The 19,869-nt window shown below is 42.4% G+C and carries 17 protein-coding genes; 5 read left to right on the top strand and 12 right to left on the bottom strand.

Annotation, left to right across the window (positions count from 1 at the left end):
- Positions 1-835: 835 nt before the first annotated feature.
- From acs to pgsA, 4 genes are all read left to right on the top strand, one after another.
- The gene (gene acs, locus JMX03_RS01465; RefSeq protein WP_201593951.1) at positions 836-2,794 is read left to right on the top strand and encodes an acetate--CoA ligase; all 1,959 of its coding nucleotides are present in this window, start codon (positions 836-838) and stop codon (positions 2,792-2,794) included.
- Positions 2,795-2,991: 197 nt separating this feature from the next.
- On the top strand, positions 2,992-4,149 hold the full coding sequence (locus JMX03_RS01470; protein WP_201593958.1) for an NAD(P)/FAD-dependent oxidoreductase: 1,158 nt from the start codon (positions 2,992-2,994) through the stop codon (positions 4,147-4,149).
- Between the two features lie 92 nt (positions 4,150-4,241).
- Positions 4,242-4,670 (top strand): MgtC/SapB family protein, encoded by a 429-nt coding sequence (locus JMX03_RS01475; protein ID WP_201575966.1) that lies wholly within the window; start codon positions 4,242-4,244, stop codon positions 4,668-4,670.
- Positions 4,671-5,219: 549 nt separating this feature from the next.
- Positions 5,220-5,900, top strand: coding sequence for a CDP-diacylglycerol--glycerol-3-phosphate 3-phosphatidyltransferase (gene pgsA, locus JMX03_RS01480; protein WP_201575965.1), 681 nt, complete (start codon positions 5,220-5,222; stop codon positions 5,898-5,900).
- A 125-nt stretch (positions 5,901-6,025) separates the two neighbouring features.
- On the opposite strand, the gene JMX03_RS01485 is transcribed toward pgsA, so the two are convergent.
- A complete protein-coding gene (locus JMX03_RS01485) occupies positions 6,026-6,520 on the bottom strand; it encodes a pyridoxamine 5'-phosphate oxidase family protein (protein ID WP_201593960.1) in 495 nt (164 codons plus the stop codon).
- A 478-nt stretch (positions 6,521-6,998) separates the two neighbouring features.
- On the opposite strand from JMX03_RS01485, the gene purL reads away from it, so the two are divergent.
- Positions 6,999-11,027 (top strand): phosphoribosylformylglycinamidine synthase, encoded by a 4,029-nt coding sequence (purL, locus tag JMX03_RS01490; protein ID WP_201593962.1) that lies wholly within the window; start codon positions 6,999-7,001, stop codon positions 11,025-11,027.
- A 370-nt stretch (positions 11,028-11,397) separates the two neighbouring features.
- Here purL and JMX03_RS01495 read toward each other — a convergent pair whose 3' ends face one another.
- The 11 genes from JMX03_RS01495 to nadD form a co-directional block, all read right to left on the bottom strand.
- A complete protein-coding gene (locus JMX03_RS01495) occupies positions 11,398-12,369 on the bottom strand; it encodes a DUF4435 domain-containing protein (protein WP_201593964.1) in 972 nt (323 codons plus the stop codon).
- Complete coding sequence (locus tag JMX03_RS01500; protein ID WP_201593966.1) at positions 12,369-13,394, bottom strand: ATP-binding protein; 1,026 nt, start codon at positions 13,392-13,394, stop codon at positions 12,369-12,371. The genes JMX03_RS01495 and JMX03_RS01500 overlap by 1 nt, the downstream gene beginning before the upstream one ends.
- 355 nt (positions 13,395-13,749) lie before the next feature.
- The gene (locus tag JMX03_RS01505) at positions 13,750-13,935 is read right to left on the bottom strand and encodes a hypothetical protein (RefSeq protein WP_201593968.1); all 186 of its coding nucleotides are present in this window, start codon (positions 13,933-13,935) and stop codon (positions 13,750-13,752) included.
- Between the two features lie 19 nt (positions 13,936-13,954).
- Positions 13,955-14,698, bottom strand: a complete 744-nt coding sequence (locus tag JMX03_RS01510; protein ID WP_201593970.1) for a type 1 glutamine amidotransferase — start codon at positions 14,696-14,698, stop codon at positions 13,955-13,957.
- A 104-nt stretch (positions 14,699-14,802) separates the two neighbouring features.
- Positions 14,803-15,684, bottom strand: coding sequence for an N-acetylmuramoyl-L-alanine amidase (locus JMX03_RS01515; RefSeq protein WP_201593972.1), 882 nt, complete (start codon positions 15,682-15,684; stop codon positions 14,803-14,805).
- A gap of 141 nt (positions 15,685-15,825) precedes the next feature.
- Positions 15,826-16,080, bottom strand: coding sequence for a hypothetical protein (locus JMX03_RS01520; protein WP_201593974.1), 255 nt, complete (start codon positions 16,078-16,080; stop codon positions 15,826-15,828).
- A 14-nt stretch (positions 16,081-16,094) separates the two neighbouring features.
- Positions 16,095-16,592, bottom strand: coding sequence for a type II toxin-antitoxin system HicB family antitoxin (locus JMX03_RS01525; RefSeq protein ID WP_201593976.1), 498 nt, complete (start codon positions 16,590-16,592; stop codon positions 16,095-16,097).
- Entirely contained in the window at positions 16,585-16,845 is a 261-nt protein-coding gene (locus JMX03_RS01530; RefSeq protein ID WP_201593978.1) for a type II toxin-antitoxin system HicA family toxin, read from the bottom strand. Before JMX03_RS01530 ends, JMX03_RS01525 begins: the two co-directional genes overlap by 8 nt.
- 483 nt (positions 16,846-17,328) lie before the next feature.
- On the bottom strand, positions 17,329-18,099 hold the full coding sequence (locus JMX03_RS01535) for an MOSC domain-containing protein (RefSeq protein WP_201593981.1): 771 nt from the start codon (positions 18,097-18,099) through the stop codon (positions 17,329-17,331).
- A gap of 194 nt (positions 18,100-18,293) precedes the next feature.
- Positions 18,294-18,695, bottom strand: coding sequence for a ribosome silencing factor (gene rsfS / locus JMX03_RS01540; RefSeq protein ID WP_201593983.1), 402 nt, complete (start codon positions 18,693-18,695; stop codon positions 18,294-18,296).
- A gap of 153 nt (positions 18,696-18,848) precedes the next feature.
- Positions 18,849-19,718, bottom strand: coding sequence for a nicotinate (nicotinamide) nucleotide adenylyltransferase (gene nadD / locus JMX03_RS01545; protein WP_201593985.1), 870 nt, complete (start codon positions 19,716-19,718; stop codon positions 18,849-18,851).
- Positions 19,719-19,869: the final 151 nt, after the last annotated feature.

Consider the following 19,869-nt stretch of genomic DNA (forward strand, 5'->3'; position numbering starts at 1 on the left):
TATAAATACTAGGGCATGTCCTCAATTCAATCGAAGGATACCTAAATGGGCTAAAAATGGCTAAATCTTGCCAAACAGCTTTAAATAGCTAGGTAATATCCCGATATTATCTGCGCTCTTTTCCTTGTTTGACGGCAGTTTATCTCATTTTTATCTCCATTTTTAAAATGAGGACACGCCCTAGTGTAAAAAATCTATCACTAGAGGGGCTATTGTCCATATTTAACAGGCAGTTACAAGGATTAAATATCAGACGACTGTTGGTTAAGGATGAGGGCTTTAACGCAAAAAGTGCTATGTCTACAAATGTACATTAAGGTCTGTTGAACATTCAAATATTAGGGCTGCTGATCGCTAAAATTGTACCAAACTAGGCGTAAACCGACGATAATGTCTAGACCTTAGCTAGGTTTACAACACCGTTTGGGGTGATTTTAGCATCAGCCCTTCGGGGCGGGGCTATTTTTTGCCAATACATGGCGAAATTGTCTACCCTAGAATGACTAGGCTGCGAAAATTTCACTGCGTATTGTCTAAAAATAGACGCCGCCAGTACCACATTTGAATGTTCAACAGACCCTAAAATTGTTGTGATTGGTATTTGATGTCTTGCATCAAACATTCATATTTGTCAAACTGGAGTCGAGAGATTATCAATCATGGAAGATGGTGCTAGATAGTATTAATCATCTGAGGCTGTTGCCTTATCGTTCATGATGATAATTGCTTGATGGTGGCTTTGCATTGGTTAAAGTTCCAAAAAAGTTTGGTAGTTGATATAGAAAAACAGCAAATACGCTTGTGCAGAAAGTAATAATTAAAAAAGGAATTTATAATGACGCAACCCTCATTTCCCATTTCGGCTGAGTTTGTCGCTGCCGCCAATACCACTTCTGCACAGTACATCGAAGATTATCAAAGATCCATCGCATCACCTGAAGCCAATGAGGCTTTTTGGGCTGAGCGTGCCGAGCTTATCGACTGGATAAAAAAGCCAACCAAAATCAGCAATGTGAACTATGATTTGGACGATTTTCATATCAAGTGGTTTGAAGATGGAGAGCTGAATATATCCGTCAACTGTATAGATCGCCACTTAAAAACCAACCCTTATAAGCCAGCCATTATCTGGGAAGGTGACCACCCATCCCTGCACAAAATTATCTCTTATAAAGAGCTACATGCTGAGGTTTGCCGACTTGGTAATGCCATGCGTAAGCTTGGAATCAGTAAGGGCGATCGGGTCACGCTATATATGCCGATGGTACCTGAGGCCATGATCGCCATGTTGGCCTGCGCGCGTATTGGCGCCGTACATTCAGTGGTGTTTGCTGGTTTTTCGGCTGAGAGCTTGGGCAGCCGTATCATCGATAGTCAATCCAAGCTTGTCATCACTGCTGATGAAGGTCTGCGTGGAAATAAGCATACACGGCTCAAAGCCAATGTCGATCGTGCCTTAGAGATGGACGGCACTCAATGCGTTGAAAAAGTCATCGTGGTACATCGTACGGGCAATTCAATTCCGATGAGTGGTCGCCGCGACGTTTGGTATCATTCTTTGGTCGCTGGCGAGTCGGCAGAGTGTGAGCCTGAGGTCATGAATAGCGAGGATCCGCTGTTTTTATTGTATACCTCTGGCTCAACAGGCAAACCCAAAGGCGTCCTGCACACCACGGGCGGGTATATCACTTATGCGCTCTCAACCTTCCGTGATGCATTTGATATAAAGGAAGAGGATGTCTACTGGTGTACGGCTGATGTTGGCTGGATCACTGGTCATACCTATTCTACCTATGCGCCACTAGCCAATGGCACCACGACTCTAATGTTCGAAGGCGCACCAGACTATCCAACGTGGGCACGGGTTGGGCATATCATCGATAAGAATAAAGTCAGTGTGTTATATACCGCACCGACGGCTATCCGCTCGATGATGAAAGAGGGCGATGCCTTCGTCCGTGAGTCTGATCGCTCAAGCCTGCGTCTGCTTGCTACCGTTGGCGAGCCTATCAACCCTGAAGCTTGGGACTGGTACTATGATGTCGTTGGCGGTGGTAAATGCCCCATAGTAGATACGTGGTGGCAGACAGAAACGGGCGGTATAATGATCGCGCCCATACCAGGGACAGTCGCACTCAAACCCAGCTGCGCGATGAATCCTTTGTACGGCATCATGCCCGAAGTCGTTGACAGCGATGGAGAAGTGCTAGAAGGTCTGGCTGAGGGGAACTTGGTCATTCGTGGCAGTTGGCCGGGGCAGATGCGTACTATTTATAATGATCATCAGCGCTTTTTGCAAACTTACTTCACTGAATATCCTGGCTATTACTTTACGGGAGATGGCGCACAGCGTGATGAGGATGGTCACTACTGGATCACAGGACGGGTGGATGATGTGCTCAATGTTGCAGGCCACCGTTTGGGTACTGCAGAAGTTGAGAGCGCAATAGATTCTCATCCTGCTACCGTTGAGGCGGCGGTGGTCGGTATGCCACACGAGATTCGCGGTGTGGGTATTGCTGCTTTTGTTATTCTCAAATCGGGAGAAGTTGCAAACAAGCATCTAAAATCTGAGCTAAATCGTCATGTACGTGCAGAGATTGGCCCGATTGCCAATTTAGACGCTATCTATATCGTTGATGGCTTACCAAAAACCCGTTCAGGTAAGATCATGCGCCGTATCTTACGCAGTATTGCAGCAGGGCAGTATGTTGGCCTTGGTGATTTATCGACCCTTGCAGACAGCTCGGTCATCAATAAGATAATTGAGGTGGTCAAAGCAGAACATCAATAAGTTGTACGGTTGATAGCCCATAGCTACTTATACACTGTCACAAAAGTCATGCTGTTTTTAATAGCATGACTTTTTATTATGGTGATATTCAACAATAATAAAAGCGATACTTTGTGCTTTATGTTTTTCCTTAACACGTCGCTTAATAAGCGCTCCTGCTCATTATCACTAACTCTTTTATAAGGTCTATTGTTACTATGACAGATCACTCTTTGCACACTGCCGATGCACAATCACCACAGATCGCTATTATCGGCGCTGGTTTGACAGGGCTGTTTACCGCGACCTTATTAGAGCGCGCTTTTAGACAAGCCAATGACAGAGCTCTCGTACCACAAATAACTGTCTTTGAAAAATCAGCGGGTGTTGGTCGTTTGGCAACACGTTATCGTAGCGATAGCGTGACTAAACAAAACTGGCAATGGGCATTTGGAGCGCAGTTTTTTACGGCAAAGACTTCCAGCTTTCAGCAGTTTATTGCACCTTGGCTTGAGTCAAAGCTCATTCAGCCGTGGTGTGCGCAAGTGGTTGATTTAAATCCAGCGAGCGTTAGTGGTCAATCCCTCGATATTCAGCAAAAGGAGCAGTGGGACACGGCGCAGGCGCGTTATATCAGTACACCAAAAATGACCAGTTGGGGGCGAGCATTGGCCGATGAGCTAGCGCATACGACCATCAACTTTAAAACCCGTGTCGCACCGCTGGCTCACGACACACAAAATCAAGTTGATAACAAAACCGAGCTATTCGATGAAACGGGAGACAGTCTGGGCTACTTTGATTGGGTAATTTGTACGGCGCCAAATGCTCAAGCCGTAGAACTAATGGCAAATAGCGGCTTTACTAAACAAGCAAAAATAATCGAGCCCCAAATGCAGGCTTGTTACACACTGATGTTAGGTTGGGATAACGTGCAGCCATTACCTGAGGCGTTAAACAAACAAGGGAAACCAGCATGGGATGTGGCTTATGTGCATGATTCAATAATTGACAGAATATTCATTGAACAGCAAAAGCATGCCCATGATGAGCTGCTGCCCAGTGTCACGATACATGCACGTAATGATTGGTCAGAGCAGCAAGTCGATGAGGATATCGAAACCGTCAAAGCGCAATTATTACAGGCAGCTCAAAAGGCTTTAAATTGGAATGAGGACAGCGCACCCAGTCAAGTAGACTGTCATCGTTGGCGTTATGCAGCGACGATCATTGGGACTGATAAAGAAGCATTAGGTATCTTGCTTGATCAGCAGCAGCAGTGGATTGTCAGTGGTGATTGGTGCGGGCAAGGTAATATCGAGAGCTGCTATCAGATGGCACAACAAACGGTAGAAATGGTCTGTCAAACAACTTAACTATAAGGGCGACTGTAGTAAGTTATAAAAAGATTTAGCTAATCTGCGCTTAGTATTTAAAAGCGTTTACGGCAATAAAAAGGAGATAAACGATGTTTGGATTTGATATAGATTTAGACCTCATGCAATATCACTTTTTTCAGTTGGGCATTGCGTTTATCCTCTCCCTGCCGATCGCTCTAAACCGTGAGATGAAGGACAACGGCGCAGGTCTTAGGACATTTCCGCTGGTGACGATTGCTTCTTGTGCCTTTATGTTGGTCGGTAGGGATATTTATGAGTCTGCAGGTGAAGCGAGGATTATGTATGCCATCATCACGGGTATGGGCTTTATCGGTGGGGGTGCTATCTTCAAAAATGAAATGGGTTCTAAGGGTACGGCAACAGCAGCAAGCTTGTGGAATACAGGCGCAATTGGCATTTCGGTGGCATACGGTCGTTATGAGATTGCCATTATACTGTCTGCTGTCGGCTTTTTAATCCTGCAGTTTTCAGAGCCCTTTAAGGTGAAAAGAGATTAGGTAATAGCGGTATCGAAATTTAAAAGACAAAAAAAGACCCACAGAGGAGGAAACTGTGGGCTGAGGAAAACTGGCTATGTAGCAAAACTACAAGAGCAGTAAGTGATAATTATTATTGTTAGCTTTTTTGGTACTGTTCACTATAAATAAGGGTGTTTTTTGATAATTCAATAGCGATATACACCTACTTACAAATCTAAGTGTACAACTGTGTCCTTACTCTGATCATCATAGCTGAAATGCGGTACCTTAAGCCAGCTTAATTACATGACCTTACGTTTCAGTCAATTTGACTACATCTTTTTATAGGTATCAGGTTTTGAGATATTTTTTAACTTTTACCTTATTTCTGCCTAATCCTTGCTACGTATGGCTTGTATCTGAAATATTAGATATAAATATCAATGATAGAAGTGTGGTTTTAAAGGTACTGATATCTATATACCTAGATTCCAATTCGCGACGATAGCAAAAGAGATGGCATGACTGTATGCCCGAAAAATGCTAAGCTAGCACTCATCCTTACGTCTACATACAACTGGGTTTGCCATGACCGAGAGCACACAGCTGCATACGCCACAGCCGTCACAACCGCAAAACGAAAAAAGCATTTTTAATTTGCCCAACAACCTTACGATTGCGCGTATTTTGATGATTCCGCTATTCGTCGCAATCGCTTATTGGCCACCAGCAATGGGTATTGGCTTACCTGCGATTTCAGATAACGTCATCGCTCGGGTAGGGATGAGTGAATTTAGCGATAGCCTATTACGCCATTTGTTATTGACAGGCGTCTTTATCATCGCTGCCATTACTGATTGGCTCGATGGTTACTTCGCCCGTAAGCTCAATGTAGTCTCAGCTTTTGGTCGCTTTTTAGATCCCGTTGCTGATAAGCTGATGGTTGCAGTAGCACTGATTATCTTGGTGCAGTGGCATCCCAATATTATTATGGCGATTGCTGCGATTGTAATTATCTCGCGTGAGATTGCGGTATCCGCATTACGTGAATGGATGGCAGAGCTTGGTAAAAGTACCAGTGTCGCAGTGTCGTATGTTGGCAAGCTGAAAACCACCTTTCAGATGGTTGCTATCACGGTGCTTTTATTAAACTGGGAGTCGCTTGAAACCATTGGTTATGTGTTAATGGTTGCGGCCGTTGTTTTGACCCTATGGTCGATGATGATTTACCTAAGAGCGGCTTGGCCATACCTAAAACAAAGTGGTTAAGCGCACAGTACTGATATTAAAATAGTAAAATCTAAATACAAAAAACGCCAGTCGCATGAGCCACTGGCGTTTTTTATTATCTAGGTAAAAGTGTTGTCTAAGTAAAAGTGTTGTTCTTATATTGATTATAATTCTACCGAAAAGGTCTCGCCCATATCTTCAGCAGTTTTTCCTTCTTGCAATGCTGCTGCGGCCATCTTGAACATATTTACCGTAGAGCTACCACTAATCCAACACTCCGCGCCTTTTGGTACGACTTTGATCAGTTGAACGTTTGGATCTTCTTTGCCTTCAGCAAAAAACGCATTGTAAACAGGAGACCACAGCTCCTCTAATTTGTTTTTGTCATCTGGTAGTTCCGCATCACCAGTAATTGAAACAAAATCTTTGTCATCTTGACTGGCGTAAGTTAGACCAACGTTTGAGTTGTCTTGAAGGTCTTTTACTACGTCTGAAGTTTTGTCACCAATGAACCAGATTTCACGACCGCCAATACTGGTTTCATTAGTGGTCATTGGCCAAGCATGCAAGTCACCTTTTTTATTGACCGTACTCATCATCGCAAATTTGACATCTGTGATGATTTCTTGGATTTTGTCGATATGATCTTGTTTACTCATAGTGATTTCCTTTTCTTTATAGTGATTGGATTTATGATAACCAGTCTTCTTTATTTAAACGAGCAGGATTTAAACTCGCAAGTTGTATTTATTGAGCTCTTAAATAGTAGCTAATTATGTGCGGTTAACTATGATTAGAATAACGAGAGATAGTCGTCGAATTATATAGGTTGCCAGTAATGCGATGTGAGGGTTTGTAAGGAATACAAGGATTGGGTAAAAATTGTGACGCCATACGGCAATCCTTTCTGTTTTGAAAAAGCCTTGTGTGAGTCTCTAAAATTAAACGGCAGGTCCGAAAAGGAACTTAGAAGAGTTGTTTTTTAATGGCAACTTCCTAACGCTTTGCCAGCGCGATAACTGAACACTTTAGCAATTTATTTGGTTTTGACCTGCTTATTATGGGGCTTCTTGTTATAATACGCGGACCATTTACTTTGCATGGCAGAGATGCCTTGATCTTACGGATTATGCCTTTATGATGACCATCGCCGGACAACCGTTTCTTACCGATTTTCAGACGCAGCAACTCATCAGTCAGTTTCAGCAAAAAACCGAGCTAAATGTCAGCCACATCCATACTCAGCAAGTTTATGTGCTATCACGAGAACTAAAAGGTGATGAGCATAAAAAAGCGCTGGACTTATTTGGTATTAAAGAAGATACCCAGCTTGCCGCCCCGCAAGATAACCAATTACAAGTGATCGTGAGCCCGCGTTTTGGTACGATTTCGCCGTGGGCAAGTAAAGCGACCGATATTTTTAATAACTGTGACATTAAGATTAACCGTGTCGAGCGCGTCATTGTTTATACCCTAACTGTTGATGAAAAAGCAGACGGCAAAGTAGGTGCTACGCTACCTAAAGCCGCTGAGCAATTATTGTTTGATCGCATGACCCAAAGCTTGGTTTATGACTTAAACGATGTGAATAAATTGTTCGATGACGAGCAACCAGCGTCGCTTAATCATATCGATGTGATTGGACAAGGTCAGTCAGCGTTAGAAGCAGCCAACACAGAGTTTGGTTTTGCGCTATCTGTTGAGGATATTGACTACCTAATGAATGCGTACGTCAATGAGCTAAAGCGTAATCCAACCGACGTTGAGCTAATGATGTTTGCCCAAGCAAACTCAGAGCATTGCCGTCACAAGATTTTCAACGCTGAATGGACAGTTGATGGCGCAGTACAGCCAAAATCACTGTTCCAAATGATTAAGAATACTTATAAGGCCAACCCACAAGGTATCTTGTCGGCTTATAAAGACAACGCTGCGGTAATGGCTGGGGCAGAGGGGATGCGTTTTTACTCGATTCCTACCGACGCTCAAGATGCTAATTCTGCCCATCCCTACGATTTTCATCAAGAAGAAATCGATATCTTAATGAAAGTCGAAACCCATAACCATCCAACCGCGATTGCCCCTTATGCCGGTGCAGCGACAGGTGCGGGTGGTGAAATTCGTGATGAAGGTGCAACCGGTCGTGGCGGTAAGCCCAAAGCAGGTCTGACGGGTTTCCATGTGTCACATTTACATATCCCAGAGCTGAGCGAAAAGTGGGAGCAGTCCGGTCAGGTCAGTACGCAGGACTATGGTACGCCGGATCGTATGGCAACCAGTCTTGAGATTATGACCGAGGCGCCATTGGGCTCAGCTAACTTCTCTAACGAGTTTGGTCGTCCAAACCTATGCGGTTACTTCCGTAGTTTCCAGTTGGACACTTCAGCGGCAAAAGATGGCAGCCAAATGCGCGGCTATCATAAGCCTATCATGCTGGCAGGCGGTTACGGCAATATCAAACGCAACTTGATTGAGAAAAACGCCATTCAGCAAGGTGACCTGCTTATCGTCCTTGGTGGCCCTGCGATGCAAATTGGCCTTGGTGGCGGTGCAGCGTCTTCTGTCGATAGTGGCTCACTCGATGAAGGCTTAGACTTTGCTTCTGTACAGCGTGATAACGCTGAGATGGAGCGTCGCTGTCAAGAAGTCCTTGATCGCTGTTGGGCCCTCGCTGGTAATGGAAAGTCTGGTAACGATATTGACGCAAGCAACAACAGTAAAGATGGCAACCCAATCGTTTCATTACATGACGTCGGAGCAGGCGGTCTATCGAATGCCATGCCAGAACTGGTCAATGATCATGAAATGGGCGCGGTGTTAAATCTACGTAAAATCCCGTCGTTAGAAGCAGGCATGTCGCCAATGGCGATTTGGTCAAACGAAGCGCAAGAGCGTTATGTGCTGGCGATTCGCCCTGAAAGCAAAGAGCAGTTCGATGCGATCTGTGCGCGTGAACGCTGTCCGTATGCGATCTTAGGCGAAGCAACTGAAATCCGTCAGCTTGTCGTTAATGATGAGCTGCTGCCTGAGCAGCCAGTCGATATGCCGATGCAAGTGTTGCTCGGTGGTACGCCGCAAATGCAGCGTAGCTTTAGCCGTCAAGAGGCTACTTTGCCAGCGCTAGAACTTAGTGAAGTCAATCTAGCCGAATCAATCAAAGATGTATTACGTCATCCAACCGTCGCTAGCAAATCGTTCCTGATTAGCATCGGTGACCGTTCTATCACTGGTATGGTCGTGCGTGATCAGTATGTTGGTCGCTATCAAGTTCCTGTAGCAGATTGCGCGGTTACGGCATCAGGCTTGATAGCTCTCGATGGTCAGCCAATGAGCGGTGAAGCGATGAGTGTTGGTGAACGTACGCCTGTCGCGCTTATCAATCCAAAAGCCTCTGCACGATTAGCCGTTGGTGAAGCGATTACCAATATCGCGGGCGCGCGTATCACTCAGCTATCTGATATCACGATGTCAGCGAACTGGATGGCAGCTTGTGGCGAAGACGTAGAAGATGCGGCATTATTTGACGCCGTCCATACTGTCGGCGAAGAGCTATGCCCAGCACTCGGTATCGCTATTCCAGTTGGTAAAGATTCGCTATCCATGCGTGCCAACTGGAGTGACGAAGACGCTGATAATCAAAACCAAGACAAATCAGTCGTTTCACCAATGAGCCTCGTCATTACGGCCTTTGCACCAGTCGTTGATGTGGCAAAAACCCTAACGCCTGAGCTAATCAATGGCGATAGCGCCTTCTACCGTATTGATTTATCAAAAGGTCAATTCCGTCTAGGCGGCTCAATCCTTGCGCAAACGCTTAGCCAACTAGGCAATGACTGCCCAGATTTAGCGCAGCCAAGCGACTTGATCGACTTCTTTAACTTTGTCCAAGCGGGTAACGAGCAAGGCGTCATCAGCGCCTATCACGATATCGGTGATGGCGGGCTGCTAGCGACTATCGCTGAGATGCAATTCACCAGCCGCCAAGGAATCAAGCTGTCATTGACTGATGATAATCTGCTCGGTCAACTGTTCAGTGAAGAGCTGGGTGCAGTTATTCAAGTACTACCAGAAAATGTTGCCGCGTTAATGCAACTGGCAGAAGAATTCAACGTCAGCGATATGCTGAGTCTCGTTGGTCAAAGCTCAGAAGAAGACAGCTTAATCATCCAAACGCCAACGCTCATGGGTGACGATACTCTACGCTTTAGCCGTAGCGAGCTGCAACAAGAGTGGAGTCAGGTTAGCTATCAAATTGCTCGCCGCCGTGACAACCCAGCTTGCGTACAGCAAGAATATGACTTGATTGCCGATACAAACCACAAAGGTCTAATCGCTGCACCAAACTTTGACCTCAATCAAAAGGTTGAAGAACCGTACTTAAATAGCCGTGAAACTAAGCCAAGAGTCGCCATTTTGCGTGAGCAAGGCGTCAACGGTCAGTCAGAAATGGCAGCAGGCTTTACGCAAGCTGGCTTTGAAGCGGTCGACGTGCACATGAGCGATTTGCTTGAAGGTCGTATCAATCTACGTGACTTTGACGGTCTAGTTGCTTGTGGTGGCTTTAGTTACGGTGATGTACTCGGCGCAGGCTCGGGCTGGGCAAACTCTATCTTGTTCCATGACGAATTACGCATGCAGTTTGTGCGCTTCTTTGCCCGTCCGGATACCTTCTCACTTGGTGTCTGTAACGGTTGTCAGATGATGGCGCAATTGAAAGACCTCATCCCAGGCGCGGAAAACTTCCCAAGATTTATTGCCAACCAGTCAGCTCGTTTTGAAGCGCGTACGGTCAACGTCAAAGTCGAGCGTACCAAGTCCATCCTATTCAAAGGTATGCAAGATAGCATCTTACCAATCGCTGTGGCGCACGGTGAAGGCTATGCCACGCTGGACAACACCGAGATCGACGGTATGGCAAAACATGGTCAGCTGGCCATGCGTTATGTCGATAGCCAAGGTCATCCAACTGAGACTTATCCGCTCAATCCAAACGGTTCGCTCGGCGGTGTCACGGGTCTGTGTAGCACCGACGGTCGCGTCACTATCATGATGCCGCACCCTGAGCGTACGCTACGTGCCTACAATCACAGCTGGAAACCAGAAGAGTGGAACGAGGACGGCGCGTGGATGCGTATGTTCCGTAATGCGCGGGCTTGGTTGCGTTAGTCACAAACCTTTAGAAATTGCTTATAGTTTAGATATAAAAAAAGGTGGGCTTAGGCTCACCTTTTTTATGTTTGGGATTTGAGTGTTTTCAGAAATAGGGGAGCTAATCCCTGAGAAGCGTTAAAAAATTGCATTGCAATTTTAGCTTCGCAAGTGAAAATTCCTCAAAGGGAATTTTCTGTTTCGCTACTATCTGCCAGTCTGGGAGAGGCGCTAGCTAAGGTTTGGGTCGTCGCTTGCTCCGCGTCGACACCCCAAAACCTAGCCACCGCAACTCGCCCAAACCAGTAGGGCACTGTTCCAGTTGGAGGTGAGTGGCGCCTTCTTATCGATATTATGATCTAAATTCACCAATAAGAATTAACTGAAGTCAGGGTTTAAGAGCTTCAATTTTTGCAAATATTTTTTGATGAATTTCATCTTCATCGCAAATAGGATATCTACGTAGATATGTCTTGATTTGAGACTCTTCTGCGAGAGTTTTCTTTACCTGAGACTTTCGTTCACTAATTTGATCGCCTTGAAATTTTCTTTTGATAATATCTAATTCTAAATGAGACAATATAGCAGTCAATTGGTTTACTATATTAATAACTAGTTCTTCTAGCTTGTGCCCGTTTATAAATCTGTAAGCATTATCCTGATTAACGCCTAATTGAAGTAGATGATTTCGAGCATTCAATTCTTCTGATAATGAAAGTGTATAATGCTGGAAATAATTTTGGAATTTATGTGAAATACTATCTAAAACAGTCATATCAATGATTGGCTTATTCTGATCATTAACCGTTATGATTCTTTTATCTGTTATATGAAAGCATTGATGAAATTCATCATGATTTAAGTTCTCTTTATTGATGTTTTTTAGATGAATAAATTTTATGAGTCCATCAAACACTAATGCTGAAAATCTTTTAATAAACAGATCTACGTTAATGTCGTGAGTGATAGTAAATTTAATATCTGATATAAATTGCTGAAGACTATTTTTTTCTATGAGTACACTCTCACGGTTATATGCAAATGTATGTAAAAGGTAGGGATTAGAGTAGAACTCATTTCCGTACCCAATATTTGGGCACAGATAGTCGAAATCACTATCTACAGCAATTAGAGCCTCAAGCTTTGCGTCTGAATAATGTGGCGCTAAATTGCATTTTCCGCGTTTACTCCAAGGAACAATACGATATTTATCTGGAAGACTTTTCGTAATAAATTTTTCCCAAAACCAAGTATCGCTACTGTCCTCAATATATAGATTGTATTTCTCAAAACCAGAGTGAATTTTATTGTATGCTTTAATAAAATTAGGATTAAAAGGATACTGTATAAAGGTTAACATTAATCAACCTCATAAGAATCAATATTATCAAAAACAATATCTTTAATATCTGTAAGACAGTCAAACCAACCATTCATTAGTATTGCTGGGCTATGAGTAACAATTATGATTTGGCTGGAACTGTTTACTTTATTAATTTCATCTAACAGTTTTTCTTGCCATGATAGATGAAGTGAAATTTCAGGTTCATCCATCAGAATTAAAGAGTTATTGATACTTGCATTAATTACTTTTAAAAATATAAATACAACTTGTCTTTTCCCAGAAGATAGCTCTTTAAAACTTAATTCTTTACCATTAAGTAACAAAACCTTCAAATTGTTATTGATAATAACAATTTCCTTATCAGTCTCATTAAAAAGATTGTTTAAAGAGTTTGTAAGCTTTTCTTTCAGATTTTTTTCTGGATACTTTGAGCTATTATCAAGCAATCTTTTGATCTCATTGCTAATCTCGAGATCAAGGAACGTTGTAGGGTTTCCACTACTTGTAGTTACATTGTTTACAGAATTGGCATTCATATTTATTGTTGAAATAAACTCAGTTTCCATAGGTTCAACATTGATACCAAATTTATAACTCGACAACCCTTCTTGATTTATTCTATTTTTATCTTGGATACTAGATTTTTTCTTGAAATCTAAGATGACATTTTTTTTAATGTTTTTGATTATTTCTGTATTAAATTTTTCAGCCTCTTTGAAGTGGGTCAGAGAGCTTTCAATTGCATTCATAAAATCGTCTGAAGTAGATAATTCTTTTATAATCACTTCAAGAAGATCAGGTGGGATAGCCTCTTTTAAAGCATGATATTTGTCATTATTTTTCATCTCGAGCATTACGTCATCACAAAGATTTAGATATTTAGAGCTTTCTTGAGTAATAGCTGAATTTATAAGGTGAAGGATAGTAGATTTGCCAAGGCCATTTTTTCCAACTAGAACATTGACTCTATTGAGTTTCCAGTTGATGTCTTTCTCATCAAATAAATTTCTGATTTTTATGCTTTTTATATAATGATTCATAAATTTTCTTAAGGTCAAATTATTATGTGTATTTAAAACCAAACTAAGGGATTTTAAATATAGTGGCTATTTAAATTTTTTAAATAGCAATAAATGTTAGCTCAATAAATACTATCGAATTGATAGAAAGTTTAGCGAATGTTATATTGTGGTTCTTGCTAAGGCACCAATTCATTGATGTACAGTAACAGGTTTTTAAGGTTTAGTGAAGACTCATATACTACTAGGTCTATTACATACTTGTATGTATACTTATAGCGTTTAAATCTTGTAGATTCTAAGCAAAATATAATGATTGAAATCGTTGTGAATATTATATAAAAACAAAGTAGACTAGAAGCTCATAATTCTCCAGCTAATCACTATCCAAACCCTTCCGTGCCTCAGCAATCAACTCCTTAACCCTAGCACTCTCCCTCAACACACAAGCCTCATATTCAGAGAGGGGCTCAACTTCCTGCTTCTTTTCTTGTTCTTGTTTGGCTTTTTCTTCTAGATATTTCTGAAGCTCATCTTGTTCGTCATGTTGTGAGTCACTCATGGTTTATTCTCCTTACTATTTATTTTTCAGCTATCCGATTTAGCATAGCGGATAGTCTTGCGTTATTTTCTTCGATGTATTTATCACCCAGTGCGATTATCTCAGCGGGTGATTGCACGGTTTTGGGATATTCTTTCAGTCCACTTTGAATGGAGTTATTACCATTTACTACCATCTTGGCAAGACTCTCTTTGGTCACTTCAAAGTGACATTGCCACGCCAGTAACCAAGTGCCCAGCTCTTTATGCAGTGGGGTCTGATAGACAAAGCCTTGATTCGCCCAAGCATCCGTCGATGCAATAATGCTAGCACCTTTTGGACAGTCAAAACCATCACCATGAAAGTGAAAAACGGCAAAATCTTGCTTGGGCAAATCTTGTAATAGAGGATGCGCCTGACCTGCTGGCGTGAGTCGAATCGGCAACCAACCGATTTCTTTTACCCCAGACGGCTGCACGCTAGCACCCAAACAATGGGCGATAAGCTGCGCCCCTAAGCAAATACCGATGACCGTTTTGCCTGCATCAACACTTTGTTTAATCAAGCGTTTTTCCGCGATGAGCCAAGGATGCTTTTCTTCATCATGGACACTCATCGGTCCACCCATCACGATGAGCCAATCAAAGCTATCTAGCGCTGGCAGGGCATCATCATCGTAAGAACGACTGAGGTTAAGAGTATGATTGTGACTGTTTGCCCACTGCTTGATGAAGTTAAAGTCTTCATAATCGGTGTGGAATAGAGCATGGATGCGTAGTGTCATAAGATACCTCATTAGCAAATACTGATTAACAAGCATTGATTAACAAGTTTGATTAGCAAATATCAGTTAAAGAACACCGTTTTGCCAAGGCTTTAAATTCAATCTCAATAAAAGTTATCACGACCAGCATACTTCTTATTGAGTGCCTTTAAAATAGCATAAGTCTCTAAATCTAGCTCTCCCGTTGGACGCTGCGGTCTGAAATGCAATTGAAACGCATAAACCACATTGCGACTGGCTTTATCCCATTCGCCTGTATCGTTGATTTGATAGCCATAATTACGAAAGGCTTGCTTAATCTCAGGTATCGTTGCTGCTGCAAACTCGTCTGGATGCATAAAGAATTGCTTGTCAAATTCATCATACCAAGCGCCAACGCCGTACTCGAAATACAGTCGCTTCCAAGGGAACTTGGCACCGGGGTCGATTTTGCGTGACGGCGCTATATCAGAGTGACCAACGATGTTTTTTGGAGAGATGTCATATCTTTTTACCAAATCCTGTAATAGCTGCGCGACCTTTTTAATTTGCAACTCATCAAATTCCACATAGTGCTCATAAGGTCGATATTCTAGCTCGCTATTTCTAAGCGCGTCTCGATATTCAGGTTTAATACCGCTATTTACAATTTCGATGCCGATAGAGGTATCGTTGAGGATGGTTCTACCTGCAAACCCGCTGTCACCCGCATGCCAAGCACGCTCGCTTTCGGGCACGAGGTTATAAATTTTATCATCGTCACTGGATAAGATCAGGTAGTGGGAGCTGACCTGACCAGTGGTCAAGGTCTTTATCGATCGCTCATTATCTGAGACTGTATAGTGCAGGACAATAGTTTTAATGCGCTCGCTTTTGCCTTGGGCTTGATAGGTTTCACTATCGATAAGGTAGCGCGGCTCTGAGGTGGCGACGCAGCCGATAAGTGGCACTGTCATAAACGATGTTAATACTGATGCTAGCGCTAAAGAGGTGATGTTTTTTGCCATGAATGAAATGCTCGGCACAGGGGAAGTGGTTTAAAAGACAGTTTAAGTTGGTAGGACTTTAGATACAGAAAAGGTGGACTTTAAAGTCCACCTTTCACGTATAATACAGCTATTAGGATTTAGATAATCAAGAAATATATTTTATTCATCAACTAGTTGACTGGCATCAACAGCATTGTCAGTATCTGCTTCCACTTTTATTAGCTTGATAGTATTAAACTCAATTATCAACCCTTGAGTAGACTTATCCTCAGTATTAGATTTTATCTGTCCACCTGTGATATCTGGAATAATTACTGCTAAATAATGCCCATCAGTAATCTCTTCATTTTTCAGGATAAGCTTTGTTAATTCAGTCATACTGTATTGAGCTTCGACATTTCTTTCTTTATTCATGACACTTACCTCCATTACTGCACAGCTTTTGAAACAGTAAACGTCTTAGGCTTAACGGAATAATCATAGTCAAAATCAATCTCAGAGCCTACTGTAGAATAGCTTTTAGGGTGAGTAAACTGTTCTATAAACGTGTTTTTATCAATAAATATGTAACTATCTTTTAGCGTATTCTCTGTAAAATAGTTCTCCACACATTTGGAAATAAAACTATTTAAAGTGATACCTAAAATATTAGACTCATGAATACTCTTTCGGTGCATACTTTCTGACATACGAACATTAAAAGTACCGCTACAGGGTTTGTCAGGACATATATTTTCTTCTGCGCACATCTCTAAATATTCATCAACAGCAGATTCAAAAGATAATTTTAATTCTTCTAAAGTCTTACCATCATACATAACTAGGTCTTGAATCATTTGAATTTTGCCAAAAAGACACATATCTTCTGTACTAAATTCTATTGAACCAGTATAAGCTTTATAAGAGAAGTGTTGTTTGTTAGCCATTGTTTGACCATACCTTATTATCATCAAAGTGCTGAATAACTTGACGTATATAGCATCTTTTCATGATAGATTGTGGATGAGGTTCATGGAAACTCATAGATAAGCCAGTATTCTTATTGATGAACTTTCTTCTGGAGCCGCTACCTTTTGCTAATTGATAATCATGCAAAGACAACAACTTCACAAACTCATCCCATGTGAAATCTGCGGGAACGGTTTTGAAACGTTTTATAAGTTTTTCTGACTTAGACATATAGTACCTAATTGCACACGAGGTTTGCAACTACTTTCTAGTTGCATTTTAAGGTAAAGAGTTTGCTCACAGTATATTGTGTTTAATTATCCTATAAGCACAATATATAGATTATTAGCAATAGTTTACAAAATATGAGTATAAAATACTAGGGTCTGTTGAACATTCACAAATGAGCACTGCTGATAGCTAAAATTGGTCTAGTCTAAGTAAAAATTGCAGGTAATGCTCATTGCATTGGCTATATTTTTACAACGAATAGAGCGATTTTAGCAGCAGCTCATAGAGACAAGCCTATCTTTTCCCGTTTCATTGCTAAAAATAGACGCTTAGAATGACTAAACTTACTATTTTCACCTTTGAATCGCCTAAAAAATAGTCTCTGTCAGTGCCAAGATAGAATAATCAAACAGACCCTATATTGATTTTTATCTATACACCAATATAGATTAGCAGTGCTTTAATATTTTGAGTTACAATACCTTAACCTTTCTCAATTTTCTTCTGAAGCACCTTTTTCCAACTGTCCTCCAAACACTCAATCGCCAGCCAAGGCTCAATCACTTTAGCGTCATACTTCTCTTTTGAGTTCGACAACTGCCACAGCCTCGAGAGCGTTGCAAACGGATAGGGACGTTCGATTAAATATACGGGCAAATTCGCGTCAATCAGCCCATCACGCACCACCTGAAAGTACCAACCCGCGATGCCTTGCTTGCTCACCCATGCGGCTATGTTTGGCACTTTGGTAAACTGCCCGATTTGGTCGTTTATTTTGTAGCAGGGGCGGCGTGGTTGCACGATTCTTAATTGCACGCTATTGCTCTTATCATAATTGGTATCGTCAATATTGCCATATTGGAAAACGTCACCAATACAAACAGTAGACTCGTCCATCTCTGGCAATCCGTCTACGGCTTCGGTTGTTAAGTTTTCACCCAAAGTACCGATACGCACCTTTAGATCAAACTCTGCGTTAATCTTTTCATAAGTCGCCGTTGGCATTTGATGCACTGCTTTTAGTGGGCCGCCATGATGTTTGCGATCAGCTTGCTCATCAGTGCTTAAGCCCATAAAGTTGACGGCGACAGGGGCTTTGATTGGCGCTTTATCAATGGCACTCATTTCTTCACGGGCGAACGGCATGGCTTTACCAGTACGTACGCAGACTAGGTTGGCGATATGTAGGGGCAGGGTAGCATTGAAGTCTTTATTGAGGTGTTCTGTCGTAGAGGTGATGGATTCTATGCTCATTGCTCTTCCTAATTGCCATTGATAATATAAACAAGGGATAGTGTAAACAGATACTATCTAATAGAGCTATATTAGCGCAATCATGGGTGGCTTTCAGCTTGTTTTGTTCTTTATGTTGACTAATATTTAAACAAAAAAAAGACCAGAATATTCATCTGGTCTTTTGCTGTAACAGTATATTTGAGAGGGCCGTCTTAGTTACGGCGACCGGCTTTCTTTTCACGTGGCGTGGCGACCAGCTCAGCTAGGCTCTCAGGTGATGACCATAGACCTTCCAGATCGTAGAACTCACGAGCTTGTGGCGTCATCATGTGTACGACGACAGCACCCAAATCGATGAGTGTCCATTCAGAGTCAGCACCGCCTTCACGGCCAAGTGGCATAAAGCCAGCTTCTTTGGCCGCTGCACCGACATTGTCAGCAAGGGCGCGTACATGACGCTTAGAAGTACCGTCAGCGATGACGATACGCTCCATCACGTCAGTCAATTCTTCTACATCAAGTACAGTAATGTTTTTAGCTTTCATACCATCTAAGGCATCTTTCACTAAGGTTAAGCACTCTTCTAAGCGTTCGTTAGTCATGGTTTTGATCATAAATATTGGTCTCTTGGATCGTTGTCATTAAAAATGAAGTAATCAATAGTCATTAAAAATAAAAGGAATAAATGGTCATTTGACATTATCTAAAACGAACTCTAACCATTCGTATATAAGATGCTGATGCGCAATGACATAGATAAGGTGATTTTAACGGAATTGAGTCGCAGAATATAGCTGATGGGCGATAATATATTGATAAACAGCAGGATTTAGTAATCTGCTCACGTTATTTGGCTCGATATCGGCCTTAGTAGGGTGCATTTGTAGCTGTTTGCGTATGTCAGTACTGGATATGGCATTGACTTGGCGCTGGTCAATATAAATGCGTCCTTGGTCGCCTTTTTTCAAGAGCGCGCAGTTTTGAGCAGAGTAGCTGAAAGGCTGCACTAAGTCTAGCGCTGTTTCAGTGACCTGTGCTCGCAGCTGCGCGGGAAGCTCGCTGCAGAGACGGGTGATATCTTGGGCGCACAGAGTGTCTGCGTTGTCGTATTCTTGAGGTGTTGCGACGCTTGGCATCGATAGATTAGATGACGAAGCATCTGATAAATTAAGGTTTTCTATACGGTTAAAGATCCAGAGATGCACATAGTCAGTCAGTTGTAGGCCATCCTTCCACTTAGCCAGCGTCCGTGCGCTATCCATCCCCATGATAAATATCAGGCTGTCATCAGGGTAGCGTTTGCGCAGAGTTTGTACGCTATCGATAGTATAGACAGGCGGTGTCTGCCATAGCTCAAGCTCGCTAATCTGTAGAGGCGTCTCTTGCGTCGCTAGTTTTAACATGGCTAGACGGTGTGCAGGATTAGTGCTGCGGTCTTTGAAGGGAGAGCGAGCATTGGGTAATAATGACACCTGCAGTTCGCGTTGTTGCCGCTTTGCGATGGGTAACAAATGCTTATAAACAGACATCGCCATTTGCAAATGGCCATTATGCACAGGGTCGAATGAGCCGCCAAGATACGCGCGAATGGCTGGCGCAGGGTTTTGGTCATGATGACTATTGGCGTTATTTGACATAAATGAGTGAGCAACAGAGTTATGCAGGATTAGTTGAGCATATTGTAGAGCGCAGCTGATAAGAAGTACACTGATTCAGTAGCTGTTTGAAACGATCAGCACCAAAAAGCCGACCATCGTTATGACAGTCGGCTAAATAAAAGAGTGCTTT

Origin of the sequence: Psychrobacter fulvigenes (assembly GCF_904846155.1) — a bacterium.
Classification (GTDB): Bacteria; Pseudomonadota; Gammaproteobacteria; order Pseudomonadales; family Moraxellaceae; genus Psychrobacter; species Psychrobacter fulvigenes.

What these genes read in the sequence shown, in the direction of transcription:
- acs (WP_201593951.1), top strand. Translation starts at nt 836, where the DNA reads ATGACGCAACCCTCATTTCCCATTTCGGCTGAGTTTGTCGCTGCCGCC.
- JMX03_RS01470 (WP_201593958.1), top strand. Translation starts at nt 2,992, where the DNA reads ATGACAGATCACTCTTTGCACACTGCCGATGCACAATCACCACAGATC.
- JMX03_RS01475 (WP_201575966.1), top strand. Translation starts at nt 4,242, where the DNA reads ATGTTTGGATTTGATATAGATTTAGACCTCATGCAATATCACTTTTTT.
- pgsA (WP_201575965.1), top strand. Translation starts at nt 5,220, where the DNA reads ATGACCGAGAGCACACAGCTGCATACGCCACAGCCGTCACAACCGCAA.
- JMX03_RS01485 (WP_201593960.1), bottom strand. Translation starts at nt 6,520, where the DNA reads ATGAGTAAACAAGATCATATCGACAAAATCCAAGAAATCATCACAGAT.
- purL (WP_201593962.1), top strand. Translation starts at nt 6,999, where the DNA reads ATGATGACCATCGCCGGACAACCGTTTCTTACCGATTTTCAGACGCAG.
- JMX03_RS01495 (WP_201593964.1), bottom strand. Translation starts at nt 12,369, where the DNA reads ATGTTAACCTTTATACAGTATCCTTTTAATCCTAATTTTATTAAAGCA.
- JMX03_RS01500 (WP_201593966.1), bottom strand. Translation starts at nt 13,394, where the DNA reads ATGAATCATTATATAAAAAGCATAAAAATCAGAAATTTATTTGATGAG.
- JMX03_RS01505 (WP_201593968.1), bottom strand. Translation starts at nt 13,935, where the DNA reads ATGAGTGACTCACAACATGACGAACAAGATGAGCTTCAGAAATATCTA.
- JMX03_RS01510 (WP_201593970.1), bottom strand. Translation starts at nt 14,698, where the DNA reads ATGACACTACGCATCCATGCTCTATTCCACACCGATTATGAAGACTTT.
- JMX03_RS01515 (WP_201593972.1), bottom strand. Translation starts at nt 15,684, where the DNA reads ATGGCAAAAAACATCACCTCTTTAGCGCTAGCATCAGTATTAACATCG.
- JMX03_RS01520 (WP_201593974.1), bottom strand. Translation starts at nt 16,080, where the DNA reads ATGAATAAAGAAAGAAATGTCGAAGCTCAATACAGTATGACTGAATTA.
- JMX03_RS01525 (WP_201593976.1), bottom strand. Translation starts at nt 16,592, where the DNA reads ATGGCTAACAAACAACACTTCTCTTATAAAGCTTATACTGGTTCAATA.
- JMX03_RS01530 (WP_201593978.1), bottom strand. Translation starts at nt 16,845, where the DNA reads ATGTCTAAGTCAGAAAAACTTATAAAACGTTTCAAAACCGTTCCCGCA.
- JMX03_RS01535 (WP_201593981.1), bottom strand. Translation starts at nt 18,099, where the DNA reads ATGAGCATAGAATCCATCACCTCTACGACAGAACACCTCAATAAAGAC.
- rsfS (WP_201593983.1), bottom strand. Translation starts at nt 18,695, where the DNA reads ATGATCAAAACCATGACTAACGAACGCTTAGAAGAGTGCTTAACCTTA.
- nadD (WP_201593985.1), bottom strand. Translation starts at nt 19,718, where the DNA reads ATGTCAAATAACGCCAATAGTCATCATGACCAAAACCCTGCGCCAGCC.